11 protein-coding genes are annotated in these 17,583 nt (G+C 68.6%); 4 read left to right on the top strand and 7 right to left on the bottom strand.

Features of this window, described 5'->3' with window-relative positions; translation table 11 throughout:
- Positions 1-13: 13 nt before the first annotated feature.
- The 4 genes from ACZ7MX_RS10285 to ACZ7MX_RS10270 form a co-directional block, all read right to left on the bottom strand.
- Positions 14-949, bottom strand: coding sequence for a JmjC domain-containing protein (locus ACZ7MX_RS10285; protein ID WP_472131124.1), 936 nt, complete (start codon positions 947-949; stop codon positions 14-16).
- A gap of 11 nt (positions 950-960) precedes the next feature.
- Positions 961-1,296, bottom strand: a complete 336-nt coding sequence (locus ACZ7MX_RS10280) for a phosphopantetheine-binding protein (protein WP_472131123.1) — start codon at positions 1,294-1,296, stop codon at positions 961-963.
- A gap of 1 nt (position 1,297) precedes the next feature.
- Complete coding sequence (locus ACZ7MX_RS10275; protein WP_472131122.1) at positions 1,298-2,566, bottom strand: condensation domain-containing protein; 1,269 nt, start codon at positions 2,564-2,566, stop codon at positions 1,298-1,300.
- Positions 2,567-2,643: 77 nt separating this feature from the next.
- Complete coding sequence (locus ACZ7MX_RS10270) at positions 2,644-5,802, bottom strand: non-ribosomal peptide synthetase (RefSeq protein WP_472131121.1); 3,159 nt, start codon at positions 5,800-5,802, stop codon at positions 2,644-2,646.
- 238 nt (positions 5,803-6,040) lie between these two features.
- On the opposite strand from ACZ7MX_RS10270, the gene ACZ7MX_RS10265 reads away from it, so the two are divergent.
- From ACZ7MX_RS10265 to ACZ7MX_RS10250, 4 genes are all read left to right on the top strand, one after another.
- The gene (locus tag ACZ7MX_RS10265; RefSeq protein ID WP_472131120.1) at positions 6,041-6,775 is read left to right on the top strand and encodes a class I SAM-dependent methyltransferase; all 735 of its coding nucleotides are present in this window, start codon (positions 6,041-6,043) and stop codon (positions 6,773-6,775) included.
- A 330-nt stretch (positions 6,776-7,105) separates the two neighbouring features.
- Positions 7,106-7,828: an ABC transporter ATP-binding protein gene (locus ACZ7MX_RS10260; protein WP_472131119.1), complete on the top strand. Its 723-nt coding sequence runs from the start codon at positions 7,106-7,108 to the stop codon at positions 7,826-7,828.
- A complete protein-coding gene (locus ACZ7MX_RS10255; RefSeq protein WP_472131118.1) occupies positions 7,825-9,480 on the top strand; it encodes a DUF6297 family protein in 1,656 nt (551 codons plus the stop codon). The genes ACZ7MX_RS10260 and ACZ7MX_RS10255 overlap by 4 nt, the downstream gene beginning before the upstream one ends.
- A 203-nt stretch (positions 9,481-9,683) precedes the next feature.
- The gene (locus ACZ7MX_RS10250) at positions 9,684-12,707 is read left to right on the top strand and encodes an AMP-binding protein (RefSeq protein WP_472131117.1); all 3,024 of its coding nucleotides are present in this window, start codon (positions 9,684-9,686) and stop codon (positions 12,705-12,707) included.
- Positions 12,708-12,732: 25 nt separating this feature from the next.
- On the opposite strand, the gene ACZ7MX_RS10245 is transcribed toward ACZ7MX_RS10250, so the two are convergent.
- From ACZ7MX_RS10245 to ACZ7MX_RS10235, 3 genes are all read right to left on the bottom strand, one after another.
- On the bottom strand, positions 12,733-13,947 hold the full coding sequence (locus ACZ7MX_RS10245; protein WP_472131116.1) for a cytochrome P450: 1,215 nt from the start codon (positions 13,945-13,947) through the stop codon (positions 12,733-12,735).
- Positions 13,948-13,962: 15 nt separating this feature from the next.
- A complete protein-coding gene (locus ACZ7MX_RS10240) occupies positions 13,963-15,783 on the bottom strand; it encodes a TOMM precursor leader peptide-binding protein (protein ID WP_472131115.1) in 1,821 nt (606 codons plus the stop codon).
- A 124-nt stretch (positions 15,784-15,907) separates the two neighbouring features.
- Positions 15,908-17,509, bottom strand: a complete 1,602-nt coding sequence (locus ACZ7MX_RS10235; protein ID WP_472131114.1) for a hypothetical protein — start codon at positions 17,507-17,509, stop codon at positions 15,908-15,910.
- Positions 17,510-17,583: the final 74 nt, after the last annotated feature.

The raw sequence follows: 17,583 nt of genomic DNA, 5'->3' as shown, positions 1-17,583 counted from the left end.
CTGCCGTACTGGGTCAGCCGTCCGCGCTTTTCGACAGCCCGGTGGAGCGGGCTATCCGGTCCAGGGAACACATTCGCGAGCCAGTGCCGGCCCATGAGGCCACGATCGGGTCCGGCCCGATCGCGCTGATGGCCTCGCGGATGGCGGTGATCGACTGCTGGGTTCGGTCGCGTGCGTCGAGGGTGGTGGGATCCAGGCGCTTCCAGCTCTGTACGCTGTCGAGAGCCGGGACGAGTGACTGGAGCACCAGCGTCGGCATGATTTCGTAGGCCGCGAAGGTGAGATGGACGGACAGCCCGTCGGAGCCCTCGGCCTCGTGCGGGAAGGCTGGTGGGAAGTAGATGACATCTCCCGGTTCGAGCACGGTGTCGAGCAGCAACTCGGTCTTCAAGTCCTCGGCGACCATGTCCGGATGGGGATTCATCGGCGGCGCGTAGATGCGCCAGCGTTTGCTTCCCGCGGTCTGCAGGATGAAGTTGTGCGAGTCGTCCCAGTGCCTTCCGACGGCCTGGGTACCGGCCGGCGTGATGAAGGCATTCGCCACGGTCTTGGCGACGGGAAGCGACTGCCAGGACTGGAGGTACCGCCCGAACCCGGGGTGCCAGTCCTCCAAGTGGTTGAGGTAGAGGGAGGCGCCCTTTTCGAGGGCAGCTACGGCTTTGCCGCCATCGAGGTATCCCTCTTGCATGTAGCTGAACACCCGGCGGTTGGAACAGTACGTTTCCAAGGGGAGCCGGGCCTGCTCCCGGCTCATGAAGACGTACGGGAAGCGCAGTACGTTCCAGCGGAGAATGTCTTCCAGTGCCGGAATGTCCAGCAGTTGGACCGGAGCCGATCCGCTGTGTCCGTACACCACTTCCTTCCCCCAGGATGTGGTCATGAAGTCAGCGAGCTCGCTGCCGGTGGGCAGCAGATCACTCGGGTCCGGGTCGCGTGGGACGGCGGGCATAGGAGGGTTCCTCACAGCGGTTTCGAAGGGACCTCGGGACGATGGGCATGCGGGAGGCGCTGCTCGGCGCTCATGCCGTCGGCCACGACGCATGTGAACGACGCGAGAGTCGGGTTCCGCAGGAGCGTCTGGAGACGCAGCGGAAGTCCCAATTCGGCACGGAGCTTGCTCACCAGATCGGCGGCGAGAAGCGAATTGCCGCCCTCGACAAAGAAGTTGTCGTCGGGTCTGCAGTGCCGGGGGCCCAGAGTGCTGAGCCATGCCTCCCTTACCACCGCGGATACGTCGGTCGCGGCCTGCGGCGGCGTCTCGTCTTCCGGTACGGCACCGCCGTACGCTTCACTCATTTCAGCCTCCTGGGGTTTCGTGGTGCGCATATGCGTCAAGAAGGTCCGTCAGCTGCCCGCGCCAGCTCTCGGCGAATTCCGCGGCCCGTGCCGACCAGGAATGTCCAGGGGCGGACAACAGCCGCAGATGCAGCCCGTCACCGTCCAGGCGCAGCGCCGTGCTCAGTTCCGCCTTGGGCGAGAGCACCGGCGAGAGCCACTCCTCGACGGCCTGTCCGGACAACCGCAGGGGTGCTCGGTTGCGAAGGTCCTCGAAGACCATCAGGGCGTCGGCAGTACCCGGCCAGCTGCTTCGCGCGCCGCGGTCGACCTCGGTGACCACCTCGTCGAACGGGACATCGGCGTGCTCCAGGTCCTGCCACCAGTCGTCGACGAAGGCCGCCAGTCCCCGCTCGGGTGCGTTCCGCGGCCCGGGAGCGTCCGTCGACAGGACGGTGTTCATGAAGCATCCGATGACACGGTTGGTACTGTCCTGGCGGCCGCCCCACGCGTATCCGATGGACGTGGGGGGCGAGGCGCCCGCTGAGCGCAGCACACGGTGCAGCGAGGCGAGTGCCAGCGGGAACAGAACCGGCCGGACTCCGGCCTCGGGCAGCGGCAACGGCGGGGGCTCCACGACGTCGACCGAAGTGCCTCCTGCGCCCACGGAGGGGGTGGTCGACGCCCGTGCGGCCATCGGCGTCAGCTTCCTCACCCAGTAGTCGGTGCCCGTGCCACCGGCTGCTGCCGCCTCCCGTTCCAGGTGTGCCCACACCGCGTCGCGGAAGTCTGCCCAGGGGGCGCCAGGGCGTTCCCCGAGCCGCTTCGGAGCGCCGAGTTGTTCCAGGACGAGGAACAGGTCGGTGGTGAAGAGACGGAGTGAGCTCTCGTCCACCACGGCGTGGTCGAAGACGAAACCGATCAGGTCCCGTTCGGGGCCCCGCAGCAGCACCGCGTGGAGCGGACCGGCCGCGGTGTGGTCCTCCAGCGCCTCGATGGCCTGTGCTGCGGCCCGTCCCGCGTCGTCGTCGGCGGAGCCGATACGGACCGATGACACGTCGGGACCGCGGTCGGCAGACCACTCCTGAACCACCAGCCCGTCGCGGATCCCCACCGTGCACCGGAGGGCCGGATGCTGGTCGGCTACGCGCTCCAGAGCCCGTCGGAGCCGGTCCTCGTCCACGAGCCCGCACGGCAGCGAGAAGAAGAGCGGCACGGCCAGCCGACGGCCGGCCACCGCCTCCAGAATCGCGAACCTGCGCTGTGCGCTGGTAGCGGGAAGCACCCGCACCGACTCACCGGAAGCGCCGGACCAGCGGCTCCGGAACCTCTCCAGGTATCGCGCGGTCAGGCTCGCGCGGGCCCCAGTCACCGGGGACCGTCCCGGAGCGCACCCAGCGACTCCACGGCGTCGGCGAGTCCGGGCAGTTGCCCGGCCATCTCCACGGGCCGGGGGTGCTCGAACACGCTACGCAGCGACGGACGGACCCCCGTGCGTTCTTCGATCCACGACACGAGCCGGGCCACCAGCAGGGAGTTTCCGCCCACCGCGAAGAAGTCGTCGTGCGGGCCCAGCCCCTCGTGCCCCAGGACACTCTCGAATCCTTCGACGAGCAGGGCCTCCACGGCGTTCCGGGCCGTTCCGCCTCCTGACCGGACGGCGGCCCCGGCGGCCTGCCGCGTCAGCGCGGCGCGGTCGACCTTGCCGCTTGACGGCTGACGCGGAAGCTGTGGTGACGCGACCCAGAGCGCCGGCAGCATTCCGCGCGGCACCAACTCGGACAGCCCGTCAGCGAGTTCCGGCGCCACCGACGCGTCGGTGGATTCCACGAAGCCGACGAGGCGCGGCCCCGAGGCCGGCGTGGGGTCGAGCACCACGGCGCAGTCGCTGCCGTCCAGCAGCGTGCGGGCCGCCAACTCGATTTCTTCCAGCTCGATCCGCTGACCGTGCAGCTTGATCTGGTTGTCACGACGCCCCAGAAAATGGAACTCACCGTCCCGGTCCCGGTAGGCCAGGTCGCCCGTCAGGTAGTACCGGCCGGCAGGCGGCCCCGCGAGCTGCGGAAACCGGGTTTCCGTCAGCGCGGGCTCATCCAGGTACCAGCACTGGGCTCCAGCGCCGCCGATCGCCAACTCGCCGGGTACACCGTGGGGTTGGATTACGCCGGTGTCATCCACGACACAGACCGCGGTGCCGGGGAGCGGTGAGCCGATGGGCACTTCGGTGGGATCCGATGCCAGGTTGCACCGGTGCACGGTCGAGGTGATCGTGGCCTCGGTGACTCCGTACGCGTTGAGGATCCGGCCGTCCGGGAGGAGCGCGCCGACCTGGGCCAACAGCCGGGAAGGCAGTCGCTCGCCCCCGACCACCACCAGCCGCAGGGAGTGTTCGCGGCCGGTGAGCGCATCGGTCAGTTCCGCCGCGACACCGGCCAGATAGCCGGTGGGCACGTTGACGGCGGTGACGCCGCGAGAGGCGATCAGCGCGGCCAGGTCAAGCCCGGTGGGCACCTCGGCTCTGGGCAGGACGAGGGCCGCTCCTGAAGCCAGGGTGGGCAGTACTTCCTCAAGGAAGACGTCGAAGGACGGCGCGGTGAATTGCAGCACTCGGTCACTCGCGGTCACCCCCAGAACGGAGATCGCCGCGTCCACGGCGGCGGCCAGCGCACCTGGCGGGACGGCGACCGCCTTGGGCACACCTGTGGAACCGGAGGTGTGAATGACGTAGGCGGCGTCGACCCGTCGCGGGGCTCGTGGAGCCGAGCCGGCGGGCAGTGGCCCGCCCGGCCGGAGCACGCGTGTCTCCAGCTCCCGAACGTCGAGCGCCCCGATCTCCTGGACATACAGGGCCGCGGGGCGCAGCCGCTGCACCATCGCGGTGATGCGGGAGGCCGGGGCGTTCACCGGCAGGGGCGCGAAGACCAGTCCCGCACGCAGGCAGGCTAGAAGGTGGATGACGGCTTCGGGGCCACGGGGCAGCAGGGCGGCGGAGATGTCACCAGGCACCAGACCGGCCGCCGTGAGTTCGTCGACCCGAGCATCCACCTTGGCGGACAGTTCGCCGTAGGTCAGCGCCTCCCTCCCGCACAGCAAAGCGAGGTTGTCGGCGTGGTCGGCGAATGCGCGGTCCAGTCGCGCCGGCAGGTCCGGTAGGTCCACGGCCGCGGGGGTGACGACGGCTTCGTGTCCGGTGGGTTCCATGGGGAGCCCGCGCACCGGGGCCTGGCTGTCGTCCAGATAGGCGGCAAGCAACCGCTCGAAGCGCCCGGCCATGGTGAGCACGGCCGGCTCGTCGAAGCGCTCCGTGGAGTAGTCCCACACCAGGGTGAGTTCGTCCGAGTCCTCGCCGCCCAGAGACCGCTTTCCCGGCAGCACGACGACATCGATATCGAAACGCGAGCCCTGGGGATTGAGGCCCTCCGTGAGGTCTACGGACAGACCGGGGACATCGATCTGCGGCAAGGGGCTGTCGTGCATGCTGAACATCACGCGGAACAGCAGGCCGTCCAAGCCGGCCGTGCTGGCGCCCACCTCGCGTACGACATGCTGGATCGGCGCCGACTGGTGGTCGAGCGCATCGAAGAGCCGGTCCATCGCGACATCCACGAGCTCATGCCCGGTCCAGGACGGATCGTGCTGGAGCCGCACCGGCAGGGTGTTGACCATCATGCCGATGGTGCGCTCGAAGCCGGCCGGACGATTCCCCACGGCCGTGGCCAGGACGATGTCGTCCTGGCCCGCGTGGCGCCGCAACAACTCGCTGAAGAGCCCGTAGAGGACACTGAACATGGTGTGTCCATGTGTCTGCACCATCTGGCGCAGACGTCGGACGAGGCCGGCAGGCAGCGTCTGGCGGTACTGCGCGCCGACGAATCCGCCGCGCGGGGCCAGGCTCGTGGCGAGCCCGCGGAAGGTCGCGCCGAACTCTGCCCCCGACAGCTGGTCCTTCCACCACTGCACGGCGGCTTTCCGCCCCGTTACCTCGATCTTCGAGGCACAGTGCGCGAGGTAGCCCTGGTAGCCGGTTGCGGGCTCCAGAGACAGCGGCTTCGACTCGCTCAGCGCTTCGTACGCGGTGAACAGGTCGGTGAGGAAAACCGCGAACGACCGACCATCGTGAATCAGATGATGCTCGGTGTGCACAAGCCGATGCCGATCGTCCGCCGTGCGCACCAGCAGCCAGCGCAGCAGAGGGGCCGCGCGGTGGTCGAACGGCGCGACGGCGTGCTCCCTGAAAAGTTTGTCGAACTCGGTGTCCGGATCCCCGGAGTCCCGCAGGTCACGCTCGACGACGGAGGGGCTGACGTCTTCGACGACCCTCTGCCGCGGCTCGCCGTCCACGGAGTCCACCAGTGACAGTCGCAGCCCCGGGTGGTGTCGTACCACCGCGCAAAGGCTGTCCACCAGCCGCTGTTTGTCGAGCTTGCCCACCAAATCGAGAACCGCTGTGAAGTGATAGGCGGAACTCTGTGGCGCCAGTTCCTGGTGCAGCCAGACAATCTCTTGCTGCAGGGAAAGCGGAATCAAGGAATCCCCCTCGGACCGTCAACATCGGTACCTCCGCATCCTGCAGCGATCGACACAAAGATGCTCCTGACAATCGCAGGGGACGATCCTGGTAGCCGTCAGGATCAGCGCGTCGGTCCTTACCGTAGGGTCCCTTCGGAATTAGTCGCCCGCATCACGGCGAGTTGATCCTGAGGCTCCGAAATCGCGCACACCGAGTTCATCGATGACTGATCGACCGAAGAAAACAGAGGTTGACATGGTCCAGCTGAACATCACCCTCCCGGAATCGCTCGCGAAGGAGGTCCGCACTTCAGGTCCCGCAGGATGGTTCACGCCCTTCGAATTCCGGAACTGTCAGAGCCCGGAGCACCCGAAGAGGTTCTATTTCCAGAAGCGCTACCAGTGGAAGGCCCAGCTTCTCCACGACTGGATCGACAGGTATACACCCGGCCAGCGGGTTCTGGACCTCTTCTGCGCCAACGGCGCCTTCAGCGTCCGTGCCGCGCTCGCCGGCGCCAAGGAGGTCACTGGCGTCGATGCCGAGCCGTCCCGCATCGCCGTGGCGAACCTGCTGGCAAAGTCCCTGTCCGATCACGTCGACACCACATTCGACTTCAGTGTGCAGGACGTTCATGATGTGCTCGATAAAGACGAAACCTACGATGTCGTCATGTGCTTTGGCGGCCTGTACCACGTCAGCGACCCACCGGCAATGCTGACGAAGCTTCATCGAGCCACCAACAAATACGCAATCATCCAGACCTCTCATGTCGTGCATGCGCCGGGCAGCTGGGGATGGTTCCGACTCCCGCGCAACCAGCACACCTACGTGCCGCAGTGGCCGAGCGAAACGGGTGGCTGGTCGCTGACTTCCGGATGCTATCGGCGCTTGATTCGCAACGCGGGCTTCCGGATACTCGAAGAGCGATTCCCTCCGTACCCCATACGCGCCCGCTTCAGGTGGTATTCGGCGCTGGTCGAAAAGGTTTAACCGGACGTCAGACGGCGGGCGATGACGGCGCCCGCCGCCGACTCGTCCAGGAGGACACCCCCCGGCTCGTCGGGACCGGCGCCCGGTCGACCAGCCAACACCTAGCCGGCGCAGGGAAGCATGCGGAGGGCTGGCCCTTCCCTGTGGTCCGTTGAACCGCTTCTGCGGAGGGGTGGGTTCCGGCGGGGCGCTGCGGCCGTCTGCACGTCTGCCTGGTCCGAGGGAACCACCAACACAGGATCAAACGGCTCGGTCTCGTGCGTCCGCGATTCGGGAATCGGCACGGCCGCTAGGCTCGCGACATCGGTTTTCCCTCATATCGGAGGCACGATGCCCAGCAAGACAAGCGAAGCGGGCAAAAGCGCCGTCCCCGCCTTATTGCAGCTTCGCGGGGTCAGCCGCACCTACGGTGATCGTCAGGCGTTGCACCCGCTGGACCTTGAGGTCCCGGTCGGCACCTGCACCGCTCTCTTCGGACACAACGGCTCCGGGAAATCCACGTTGCTGCGCATCTCGAGCGGTCGGGACAAACCGACCACCGGCACAGCACTGTTCGACGGCAGGGTCATCGATGAGGACGACCCCGAGGTGCGGGCCAGGGTCGCGGTCGTCGGCGACACCGTCGCGTGCTATCCCGACCTGAGCGTGCACGACCATCTCCAGCTCATCACCGTGGCCCATGGCGTGGACGACGCGGACGGGTGGATCGCTCAAGTCCTGGCCGACCGCCGGCTGGAGGACCACGCCCACCATCTCCCCGCCGCTCTGTCATCGGGGCAGATGCAGGCATTCCTGCTTGCCGCCGCGCTGGTCCGCCCCCGCGATCTGCTCGTACTCGATGAGCCGGAGCAGCGCCTCGACCCCGACTCCCGCAGGCGCCTGAGCGAACTGCTGATCGTCGAGAAGGAGGACGGCGTAGCGGTTCTGCTCGCCACCCACCAGGCAGATCTCGTCCGAGCGGTGGCCGACCGGGTGGTCGCCCTGGAGGACGGCAAAATCGTGGCCTCCGGGGCCCCTGCCACTGTTCTCCAACAACTGGACGGCCACCGGTGAGTGAGGAGACAGCCTGGACTTCGGAGTACGACCGCACTTCCGAGACGTTGCGTTGGCTGCGCGACAAGCGCCGCGGGCACCGCAGCAGACGCAATCGTGATCTCGGTGTCATCGGTTACTCGCTCGTCCTGCTCGCCGGCGGCTACGGCACGACGTTCGTCTACCGCTTCGCCAAGCGCCTTGAGCACGCGGCAGCCCAGGGGGACAACCTGGAGGCGATCCGCCGTGCGCTGCCCGCCGGTCTGGTGCTGCTGGCTCTGAGCCTGGCGGTGATCGCCGCCCGGGACGCACTGTGGCGCGGGCCCGTGATCGTGCCGGGACCGGACGCGGCGTGGCTGCTCAGCCAGCCGGTCGACCGGACCCGAGTGCTACGCCCCTATTTCCGCCTCACAGCTGGACTCGCCGTCGCAGGCGGGGTGCTGTGCGCGCTCGCCGGGACTGTTCTGTTGCGCCTGGCCGGACTCTCGTCCTTGGAGACCGGGCTCGCGGGTTGCCTGCCCGCCGGGCTGTGTCTCCCGCTCCTGGCGGTCGTGCTCGCCCTCCAGGTCGAACGACGGACCAGCCTGGGAGTCCGGGTCCGGGCATGGACGCCGTACGCCGTGCTGCTGCTGGTGGTGCTCGTCGCGCAGACGGCGTGGGCAGCCGCCGGGCACCGGCTTCCGGTGCTGGAGCAGATCGAGCTGTGGTCCGGGCCCTGGGGCTGGGCCGCGCAACCGGTCGTCCATGCGGCGGGTGGCTCGGCGAGCGCATGGCCCGCCGCCGTCGCGCTGCTCGTGGCCCTCACCGCCGCGGCGGCGCGGTATGCACATACGGCTTCCGCGACCGTCCCCACCAGGCAGTTGCGTGCTCGCGCGGCGACGGCCGCCACGGTCGCATCCGTGCTGTGGTCGGTGGAACTGCGCGCCGCGAAGCTGGCAGTCAGCGAGGCGCTCGAACGCGACGGCCGTCAGGTACGGCGTCGATTGCCCATGCCGCGCAACAAGTACCTCGTGGTGATGTGGCGCGACGCAGTGGCGTTGTTGCGCGCACCGGGCCGTGTGGGAAGCGCGGCCCTCTGGACGGCGGCCGCAGCAGCGATCGCAGGGCTCGCCGCCTCGCTCGACGGCCGTAGCAGGACCGCCGCGGTGGTCATGGCCTTGACGCTCGGATATCTGGCGGTTGGCCGACTGGCCGAGTCGGCCCGCCTGGAGGCAGACGATCTCCGGCGCTCATCTTGGTCTCCCTTCCGCTTCGCGACCTTGATGCTCCATCACGCAATCGTCCCGGCGGCGCTCGGTGCGGTACTGGCCTGCCTGGCGGCCGTCCCCTTCGCACTCAACGGAGGCGCCTGGGCGCTCGTGCTGATGCCGGTGTGCGCTCTGCCGTTCGCCGCGGCCTCGGTCCTGGCGGCAGTACGCGGGCCGGTCCGGTCCGAGCTGCTGTTCATCGGCATCCCCACTCCCTTCGGGGACCTCAGCTTCTTCGTCTTCCTGTTCTGGTACGCAGCCCCGCTGCTGATCTCGGTGACCGCCCTGAGCTTCGCGCTGGAAGCCGTTCTCTCTCATGGAGCCGGCATCGCCCCCCTTGCGTGCTCGGTTCTGGTCGCGTTGGCGTTGACGGCCGTTCTGCTCCTCGGCGCCTCCCATCTGGCCAAGAAGTTGCGCAGGCATTGATCGAGGGAGGGGGGGCGAAAATGCCGAAATCACACAAGTGGTCACCGACCCAGAGATAGTGTGCAAGCTGTGGCGCCTGCGCAGCACCGCGCCCGAGCCCTGGACACAAACGGAGGCGCCAGGTGGCAACAGCCATACGGCCGATGTCGGTATTGCACGGCCCACGCGCTCCCTACTCCGAGGGAGACCGCATAGATGCCCTCGTGGACCGCGCCGCCGCCGCCAACCCGGAAGCCATGGCACTCCGATGGCGTGAGACCTCGGTGACCTACCGCGCACTGGTAGCGGCGGCGGACCGGGCAGCTGCGGTCCTGGCCGGGCAAGGAGTGACCGCGGGTGACGTGGTGGTTGTTCGAGCTGAGCGCACTCCCGAGACGATGACCGTGTTGCTGGGTCTGCTGAAGGTGGGCGCGGTTTACGCGTGCGCGCCGGTCGACTGGCCGGTCGGCCGTTGCCGGCAACTCGTCCAGCAGACCGGCGCCACGGTGTGTGTGACGTCGGTGTCCGGAGAGCCGGTCGGCACCGCCACCACGTTGACCGTCGAGGACGTGCTCGCGACCCACCCCGATCGCCCTCACCCGGCGACCAGGCCCGCGCCGCCCACCGACGGCGCAGGCCCCTTCTGTGTCTTCCTCACATCCGGCAGCACCGGCACGCCCAAGGCTGTGCTCGCGCCGCACCGGGGCGTCGTCCGCACGGCCATCGACATCAGACGCCTGCACGACGCGCCGCTGACCACCCTGCAACTCTCCTCCATGGCCTGGGACATCTTCGCCCTCGAACTCTGGGTGAGTCTGATCAACGGCGGCACCTGTGTGCTCTTCGATGATCGATACCTGACGGGGCAGCGGCTCCGAGAACTCGTCCGGGACGGGCTGACCATGCTGGCGGTCGCCACTCCCCTGTTCGGCATGCTCGTCGATGACGACCCGGACTCACTCGCCGGCCTCCGCCTCGTCTTCGTCGGCGGCGAACGGTTGCCGTCCGGCCACGTCGCACGGTGTCTGCAACAGCATCCGGGACTTCAGCTGGTGAATGCCTACGGGCCGGTGGAGAACACCATCAACAGCACTCTGTGGATCGCCCGGACCGATGAGTTGACCGATGACGTGCCCATCGGCACGCCGGTAACCAACACATCCGTGCACCTCCTCGACGAGCAGCACGCAGTCGTGCCCACGGGACGCGTGGGTGAGATCGCGCTCAGCGGGGACGGGGTGTCGCCTGGCTATCTCGGATCCGACGCCGAGGCGAACCGGCGGTTCATCGAGCTCCAGGCGGACGGTGCGTCCGTCCGGGCCTACCTCACCGGTGACCTGGCACGGATCAACGACCAGGGACAACTGGTGTTCGCCGGTCGCCAGGACCGCCAGCTCAAGGTGCGGGGGTTGCGCATCGAGCCGGCGGAGATCGAACGCCTCGTCGAGTCCGTGCCCGGCGTCACCCGCGCCGTCGCGCTGGCGCTGCCGCTCGACAGTCCGAACAAGACCCGCCTGGCGGCGTTCTACCTCACCCGGCACGGGGGCGTGGACCCCCAGCAGGTGCGGGCCGCGATCACCGGGACACTGCCGGCCGGATTCGTACCCGACGTCCTGCGCGCCGTCGACGCACTTCCGCTCACCTCGAACGGCAAGGCCGACGAGCGCGCCCTGGCCGCGCTCCTGCCAGCACCGGCTGCCGACGACAGTGCGGCAGACGCCGCCCACGACGTCGAAGCTGTCCGTTCGGTCGCTGCGGAGCTGCTGGGATATCCGGTCGGCCCCGGGGACGACCTCTTCGACCGCGGTGCCACCTCCCTGACGGCCATGCGCCTGGCCACGCGATTGAGCAGCAGATTCACATGCACCATCGACGTTTCCGATGTCTTCCGCACGCGCTCGCCGCAACGGATCGCGGAGCTGCTCGGCCGAGCGCCCGCCGCTCCGGGCGCCACTGACACGGGGCGCGCGGATCCCGGTCCCGAGACGGGATACGAGCCGCATGAACTCCCGTTCGTCTTCGGCAGCTTCTGGACGGCGTTGCGCAGCGGCACCCGCCTCGACGAGGCCGTGGTGCCGGTGGTCTACCGGCTGCGAGGTGCTGTCGATGCGGCTGTACTCGCAGCAGCCCTGGACCATCTGGTGGCCCGCCACGAGGTGCTACGGGTACGTTTCGGCTCCGACCTGCAACATCCGCAGGTCCGTGTCCTGCCCGCCGGTGAGACCGCAGGGGTGTTGAAGCGACAGCCGGCAGTGGCGAGCTTGGCAGAGGCGGAGCGGGCTGCGACCAGGTGGGCGATGCGCCCCTTCGATCTGGTGGCCGGCAGCCCGATCAGGGCCGCACTCTTCTCGGCCGGTCCGCACGAGGCGGTGCTCGCCATCAGCGTCCACCACATCTTCTTCGACGGTTGGTCCGCCCGCCTGTTCAGCGAGGAACTCGCCGATGCCTACGAGGCGCTGCTTCGCGGCCGCACCCCGCGGGCCGATCAGCCCCCGTCATACTTCCGTGTCATCGCTGCGCAGCGTGAGCAGTACCGGAAGCAGTTCCCGTTCGCCGTCTGGTCCCGGCGCAAGCGCATGGCTGACGCCCCCGAGCTGACGTTTCCACTCAACGACCGGAGGCCCTGGAGCGGTCCGGCAGAGGAGTTGCCGCTGGCCATCGACGAGAAGCTGATCGCCGAGGTCGGTGCCGCGGCTGCCGCTGTGCAGGGCACGGCCATGTCGGTGTTCTACGCCGCCTACATGATGCTCCTGCGCGCGTACACGGGGGTGCCCGACCCGGCTGTCGCCATTCCCGTGAGCGGCCGGTACACGGAACAAGAGGCTGCCCTGGTCGGCTGCATGGCCGGTTTGTTGCCGTTGCGGCTGCCAGCCGACGCCGATACGCCGCAGGCGCTGGCGTCCGCCGCCGCCGAGGAACTGCGTGCCTCGATGAAGCCGCCGCTTGTGCCGATGAATGCGATCATGCCCAAGCTTCCTGCCGGCCACCGGAGGCACCCGCTGTTGCAGGCGTATCTGCTGCAGGAGGAGATCCCTCCGCCCTCGATGCGGTGGGGTGAAGCCGATGCCGAGCTCATCCGTAGTCCGGCCGCCAATGCCGTTCCGGAGCTGACCGTGGAGCTGTGGCCGCACCCTGCCGTGGGCGGCGTGTTGCGTTACCGCCGCGACGCCATCCCCGACGACGACGCCCGGACGCTTGCCCGTCAGTTCGTGGACAACGTCCGGCAGGTCGTACAGGCCTTGGCCTGACCGGCCTGCCGGCGGCAGCCTCGCTCTACCACGTGACGGGAAGCGCCTGCGGCCCAAGCGCCGATCGCCCGAGCTTCCACGGCACTTCGCGCTCCGGAACCGCCAGCGCGAGGGCGGGCAGCCTGGTCAACAGTGCGCCTATCGCGGCCCGCAGTTCGATCCTGGCGAGCTGGGCTCCCAGACAGTGATGCGGCCCGTACCCGAAGGCAAGGTGCCGATTCGGCTCCCGCTGGAAGTCGAGCTCGTCAGGGTCCGCGAAGACCGACTCGTCGCGGTTGGCCGAGTCCGCCTGCACCACGACCGCATCGCCGGCTCGTACCAGACCACCGCTCAGATGCACATCCTCAGTGGCGATCCGGGTGAAGCCGGAGAGGGTTCCGATCGGCACGAAACGCAGCAGCTCTTCGATGGCGGGCTCCAACATGTCCGGATGGGCGCGCAGTTGCTCGCGGTGTGCTGGGTTCACAAGGAGCGTATAGAGGAGATTGCCGAGTTCGTCGGTGGTCGTCTCGTGCCCGGCCAGCAGGAGAGTCACCGCGAAGCTCACCAGTTCCTGCTCGCTGAGCCGCTCCTCTTCATCACGCGCTCGCACCAGCGTTCCGAGCAGGTTGTCGGACGGATTCTCACGTTCGACGGAGATCCTGTCGGCCAGGTAGTCCCAGGGCAGCTGTCCTGCCTGCTTCATCTTGGCGACCGCGTCGGCGCCGGTGGACCGCATCGCCTCAGACCACGTGTAGAACAGGTGCCGCTCGTCGAAGGGAACGCCCAGCAGCTCGCAGATCACCATGACAGGAAGCGGTCGGGTGACGTGCGCCACCATGTCGGCGGGCGGCCCGTGCCCGACCAGTTCGTCGATGAGCTCATCGACGAACTGCTCCACCTTCGGACGTAGTTCCTCCATACGGCGAGGGGTGAAGGCGTGCGAAACCAGCCTGCGGTGGCGGGTGTGTTCCGGTGGGTCAAGCGTCAGAATGCTCGACACCTGCTGGACGAGCGGGATAAGGCGCGGTACGTCCCGGCCTAGCGTGGCCGCCCGACTGAATCTGCGGTCGCCGAGGACCGTACGCACGTCCTGGTACCGCGTCACCAGCCACGCCTGCCCGCCATAGGGCATGGTGACACGGGCGAGCGGCGCCTCGTGTCGCAAGCGCGCGAACTCCGGATCGATGCCGACTCCCTGAGCCTGGCGGAAGGGGTACGAGGGCGGGGTCGGGATTGCTTGTCCTTCGGTGCTGGCCATCGGCGTCGTCGGTCCTCAGGGAAACGGGTGCGGGTGAGGATTGAGATCCTCGATGGTCGTGGGCGCGCTCCGGTCGCCGAGCAGACGCGGGACGTCGAAGAGCCGCGGCAGGCCGTGCACCCGGCGCATCCCGTGGCCGAACGTCATGGGTATCGTGCCCGGCACGATCACCTTGACGCACGCGAGAGCTGCGCGGCGGTGCTCCGGCGTCGTCTGGTCGACGACCAGCACGTCCAGGCCGGTCTCCAGGTAACGCCCGACGACCCGATTGACGTCCTGAGTGAGATCGTCAGGAGAGATGCGGATGCTTTTCGCCGCCATCTCCCGCAAGGAGCGACGCTCCTGCGCGGCGAACAGGAACGCCAGCCGGGGAAAGACCTCCGGATCGGCGTACAGCAGAGAGTGGTCGCCCATCGTTCGGACCAGGTGCGAGTCCTGGGTCATCGCGGTGACGTACTGCCGGCGCTGTGTGTAGGAGCGGTCCACGCTCGCGAGGATCGGACCGAGTTCGCAGAGCGCGTTCAGCACCGCCCGCTCCGGATCGATGTGCGAACCCCCTGCACACACCGACCTCGCCCGCGCCGTGTCACCGGGCCGGCCGACGGCGATGGCCCACACGCACGGGATGTTCTGCTCAACCGTGGTGTCCAGGACCGTGATCGTCCGGTCGTTCTCCTCCTCAAGGTGCGCCGCAAGCAGCCGCACCCGAGGATCGTGGGCGGAGGCCAGGTCGATCACGGGCAGCGGCCGCTGCCCGTACCACGCCATGAGGAAGGCATCCCGTTCGGCGACCTCAAGGAGACCATGGAGAGTTGCCTCCTCGATGCAGCCCCCCAGCGCGCATCCATTCGATATCTCGTACGCGAGTCGCGGCTCATCCGGCTCCAGGACATGCGCACCGTAATACGCGTAGGTCTCAGGAACCAGAACCGCACGCCGACGGCGGAAGGAGTAGGCCCATACCCAACGCAGTTCGAGGCCGTCATGAAACGGTGTGAACGGGAAGTCCGGAGCGGCGTAGCGCTCGTCGTCGTACAGACCCAGCGAGACCGGGTCGACGGCCAGTTCGCGAACCTCTCGATAGGCAGCGCGCACTGCAGTGCGCTTGCCGCCGGCCTGCAGGCCGCCCCACCGCTCCACCGCTTCCAGCACGGCAGTCACCTCGCTGACGCGGTAACTGTCACTGCGCCCCCAACCCGCCTCGGTCCCCGAGGCAGCACGCATCGCCAGCGGAGCCTTGGCGACCGGCAGACCCCCCTCGTCGCCCATCTGCACCTCGCTGACCAGCCCTGCCTCGGGGTCCACATAGGTGTTCAGAAGGCTCTCCCGGGCGTCGGCGATGACCCTCGTGCGGTAGGCACCGGGCGCAACCTTGAGCCGCCGCGTCAGCGACAGCACAGCGGCCTCGGCTGTGTCCTCCGGCAGTTCGCCACAGACCGGGCACAGCGGGTCGGGCAGCACACGGTGTGTCCGGACGGTGAGATCCGCCAACGACACCCGGAGGAAGGACGATTCCGTACGTGGCCCGGCCCCCGCCACGAGGGCCGTGATCTCGTCATGTACCAGCGCGGCCACTGCATCGGCGGCGAAGCTGGTCAGCCAGGACGATGGCCGGCTCGCCAGGGCCTGCTGGTTCCGCCTGACCGCCAGATCGCGTTCTGGATGGTTGCGGCTGCGGCGCAGCCGGGCGCACATCCAACAGCCCTGCTTTCCCGGCCTGGTCAGAGGGCCGATGACCACATGCCCCAGCTCCGTCGACACCGGCAGGACTGCTGCCGCGCCGTCCGGACCCAGCGCAACGGAATCCTCCAGCCATGCGTCCGCGACGACGACCACGGCGGTCGAGTCCTCCGCCGGACCGTCGGGCGGGCCGCAGCTGATCCGGGGATCAGCTGCCAGATGCGTCGCGACGGCCTCGCGTAGTCGGCCTTCGCCCAGGACGCTGACGAGCTGATGCGCGTTACTCATTGATCAGCACCACGTTCCCGACATAGGGCGTGATCCGGTTCATCGCCGGATCATGGTTGAGCGGGACCAGCACAGGCGTCTGCCCGGTCTGCCGCAGTGCGCTGACGGCATCGTCCAAGGACGCGTCCTGCGGCGGCGACCACTGCGCCGTGCTTTCCCGCACCCTGTGGCCGGTGCAAGAGAGTGGTCGCCCCGACTGCGCTGCCACGAGCACGGCCTCCAGGCAATCCCGGACGGCCTCGACCTGACGGAGTCCGCACCTCACCTGGACGGCGGCGCCGTTCACCATGACGGCCACCGTCGGCACGCCTGCCCGCCCGCTGAGGTCGATGAGCCGGAGGTCGTGGCCGAGTGCGGTGAGCAGCCGGCGGTAGCGCCTGCTCACCGGGTCCGTGTCGATCACCTCGTGCCCAACCTGCGGCCCCCTCACCTCCCTCGGGTCCGCGAGCACGGTGGCGCGACACTGCGCAAGGACGGCGACGCTCGTCATGGTCGTCCAGTCGAGGCCGAAGCCGAGGCCCGTCGGCAGCGTGCCGCCCTCGGACAGCACGGGGAACGCCTCCCGCGCATCGACCAGGCAAGGTTGTGCGTCGTCGAGACGGATTCCCCACAGTCGGGCGTCGACCTCCCCCGCCCGGATCGCACGGATGACGTCATCGAGTTCCTCAGGAAGGCGGCCCCCCCTCCGGCTGCGCATGTGCAGGCGCCGAGGGTCGACCGTCATGGCGCCGTACGTTCCGATGGCCTTCAGCGCCGTGCGATGCCGCGCGGTGGCGAAGTCCGGCCCGGAGGCGGTCACCACGACCGGGCCATCGACCCAGGAGGGCGCAGCAACGAGCGCGCGTGCCTGGCGGAGCGGCAGCTGCGGCAGTTCGTCCTCCGCCAGGTCTCGGACGGGCCCGAACCGCGCATCGATCGCCCGGACTGCGCGCGTGGAGAACTGGGCCTCCGTGCATCCCCTCCCCTGCCGCAGCTCGCGAACCGTGCGGACGAAATCCACCCGGGACTGGGGCCGCGCCGTTCTGACGGAGAAGTGGGGCAGCACATCATGACCACGTGTTTCCAACGTCCGCGTGGCGAAGGAAAAGAGCCTCTGATCCTCGGGTCCGGCAGCGCCCGTGACGCACCTGAACAGCCGGAACACCAGGTGGTTCGCCAGGACGCGCCCGGCCGCACCCGTTGGTGGTCCCGGCTCCGCCTCGAACGACTTCCTGTCCTCGGCGCACAGTCGCCGCCACACGGACGCCCAGTCGACCGTCACACAGGGCCCGACCAGCACCTCCGACTCCGAGACCAGCCCTTGGACCAGCGGTATGTCACGCTCTGCGCAGACACCGGCGAGGGCAGAAGCATGCGACAGGCCCGTGGAGTCGAAGAGGTGCAGCGCGAAGTCGATGCCGTCGTGAACGATGGCGTGGACGGCGTCTTCCGGCGCCGCACCGCGCGCGTCGAGGACCCTCTCCACCGTCGTGACACCACTTTCGGACAGGGCCCCGACACAATGGGCGAGGAGCGGGTCGGGCCCCATCACCAGGGCTCTGCCGTTGCGATAGCGGTGGAGGGCGGCGTCGGGGTCACCGGTGACCTGCTGCACGAAGGCCTCGTCCGGTTCCGCACTCGCAGTGGGCGTCCGGCCGGGCCGGGCGTCCTCCACCAGCCCCTGGCGGA

The sequence above is a fragment of the Streptomyces sp. NPDC107765 genome (assembly GCF_055657085.1).
Note: the sequence above shows the minus strand (reverse complement) of the source record. Positions and strands in the feature narration are given on the sequence as shown.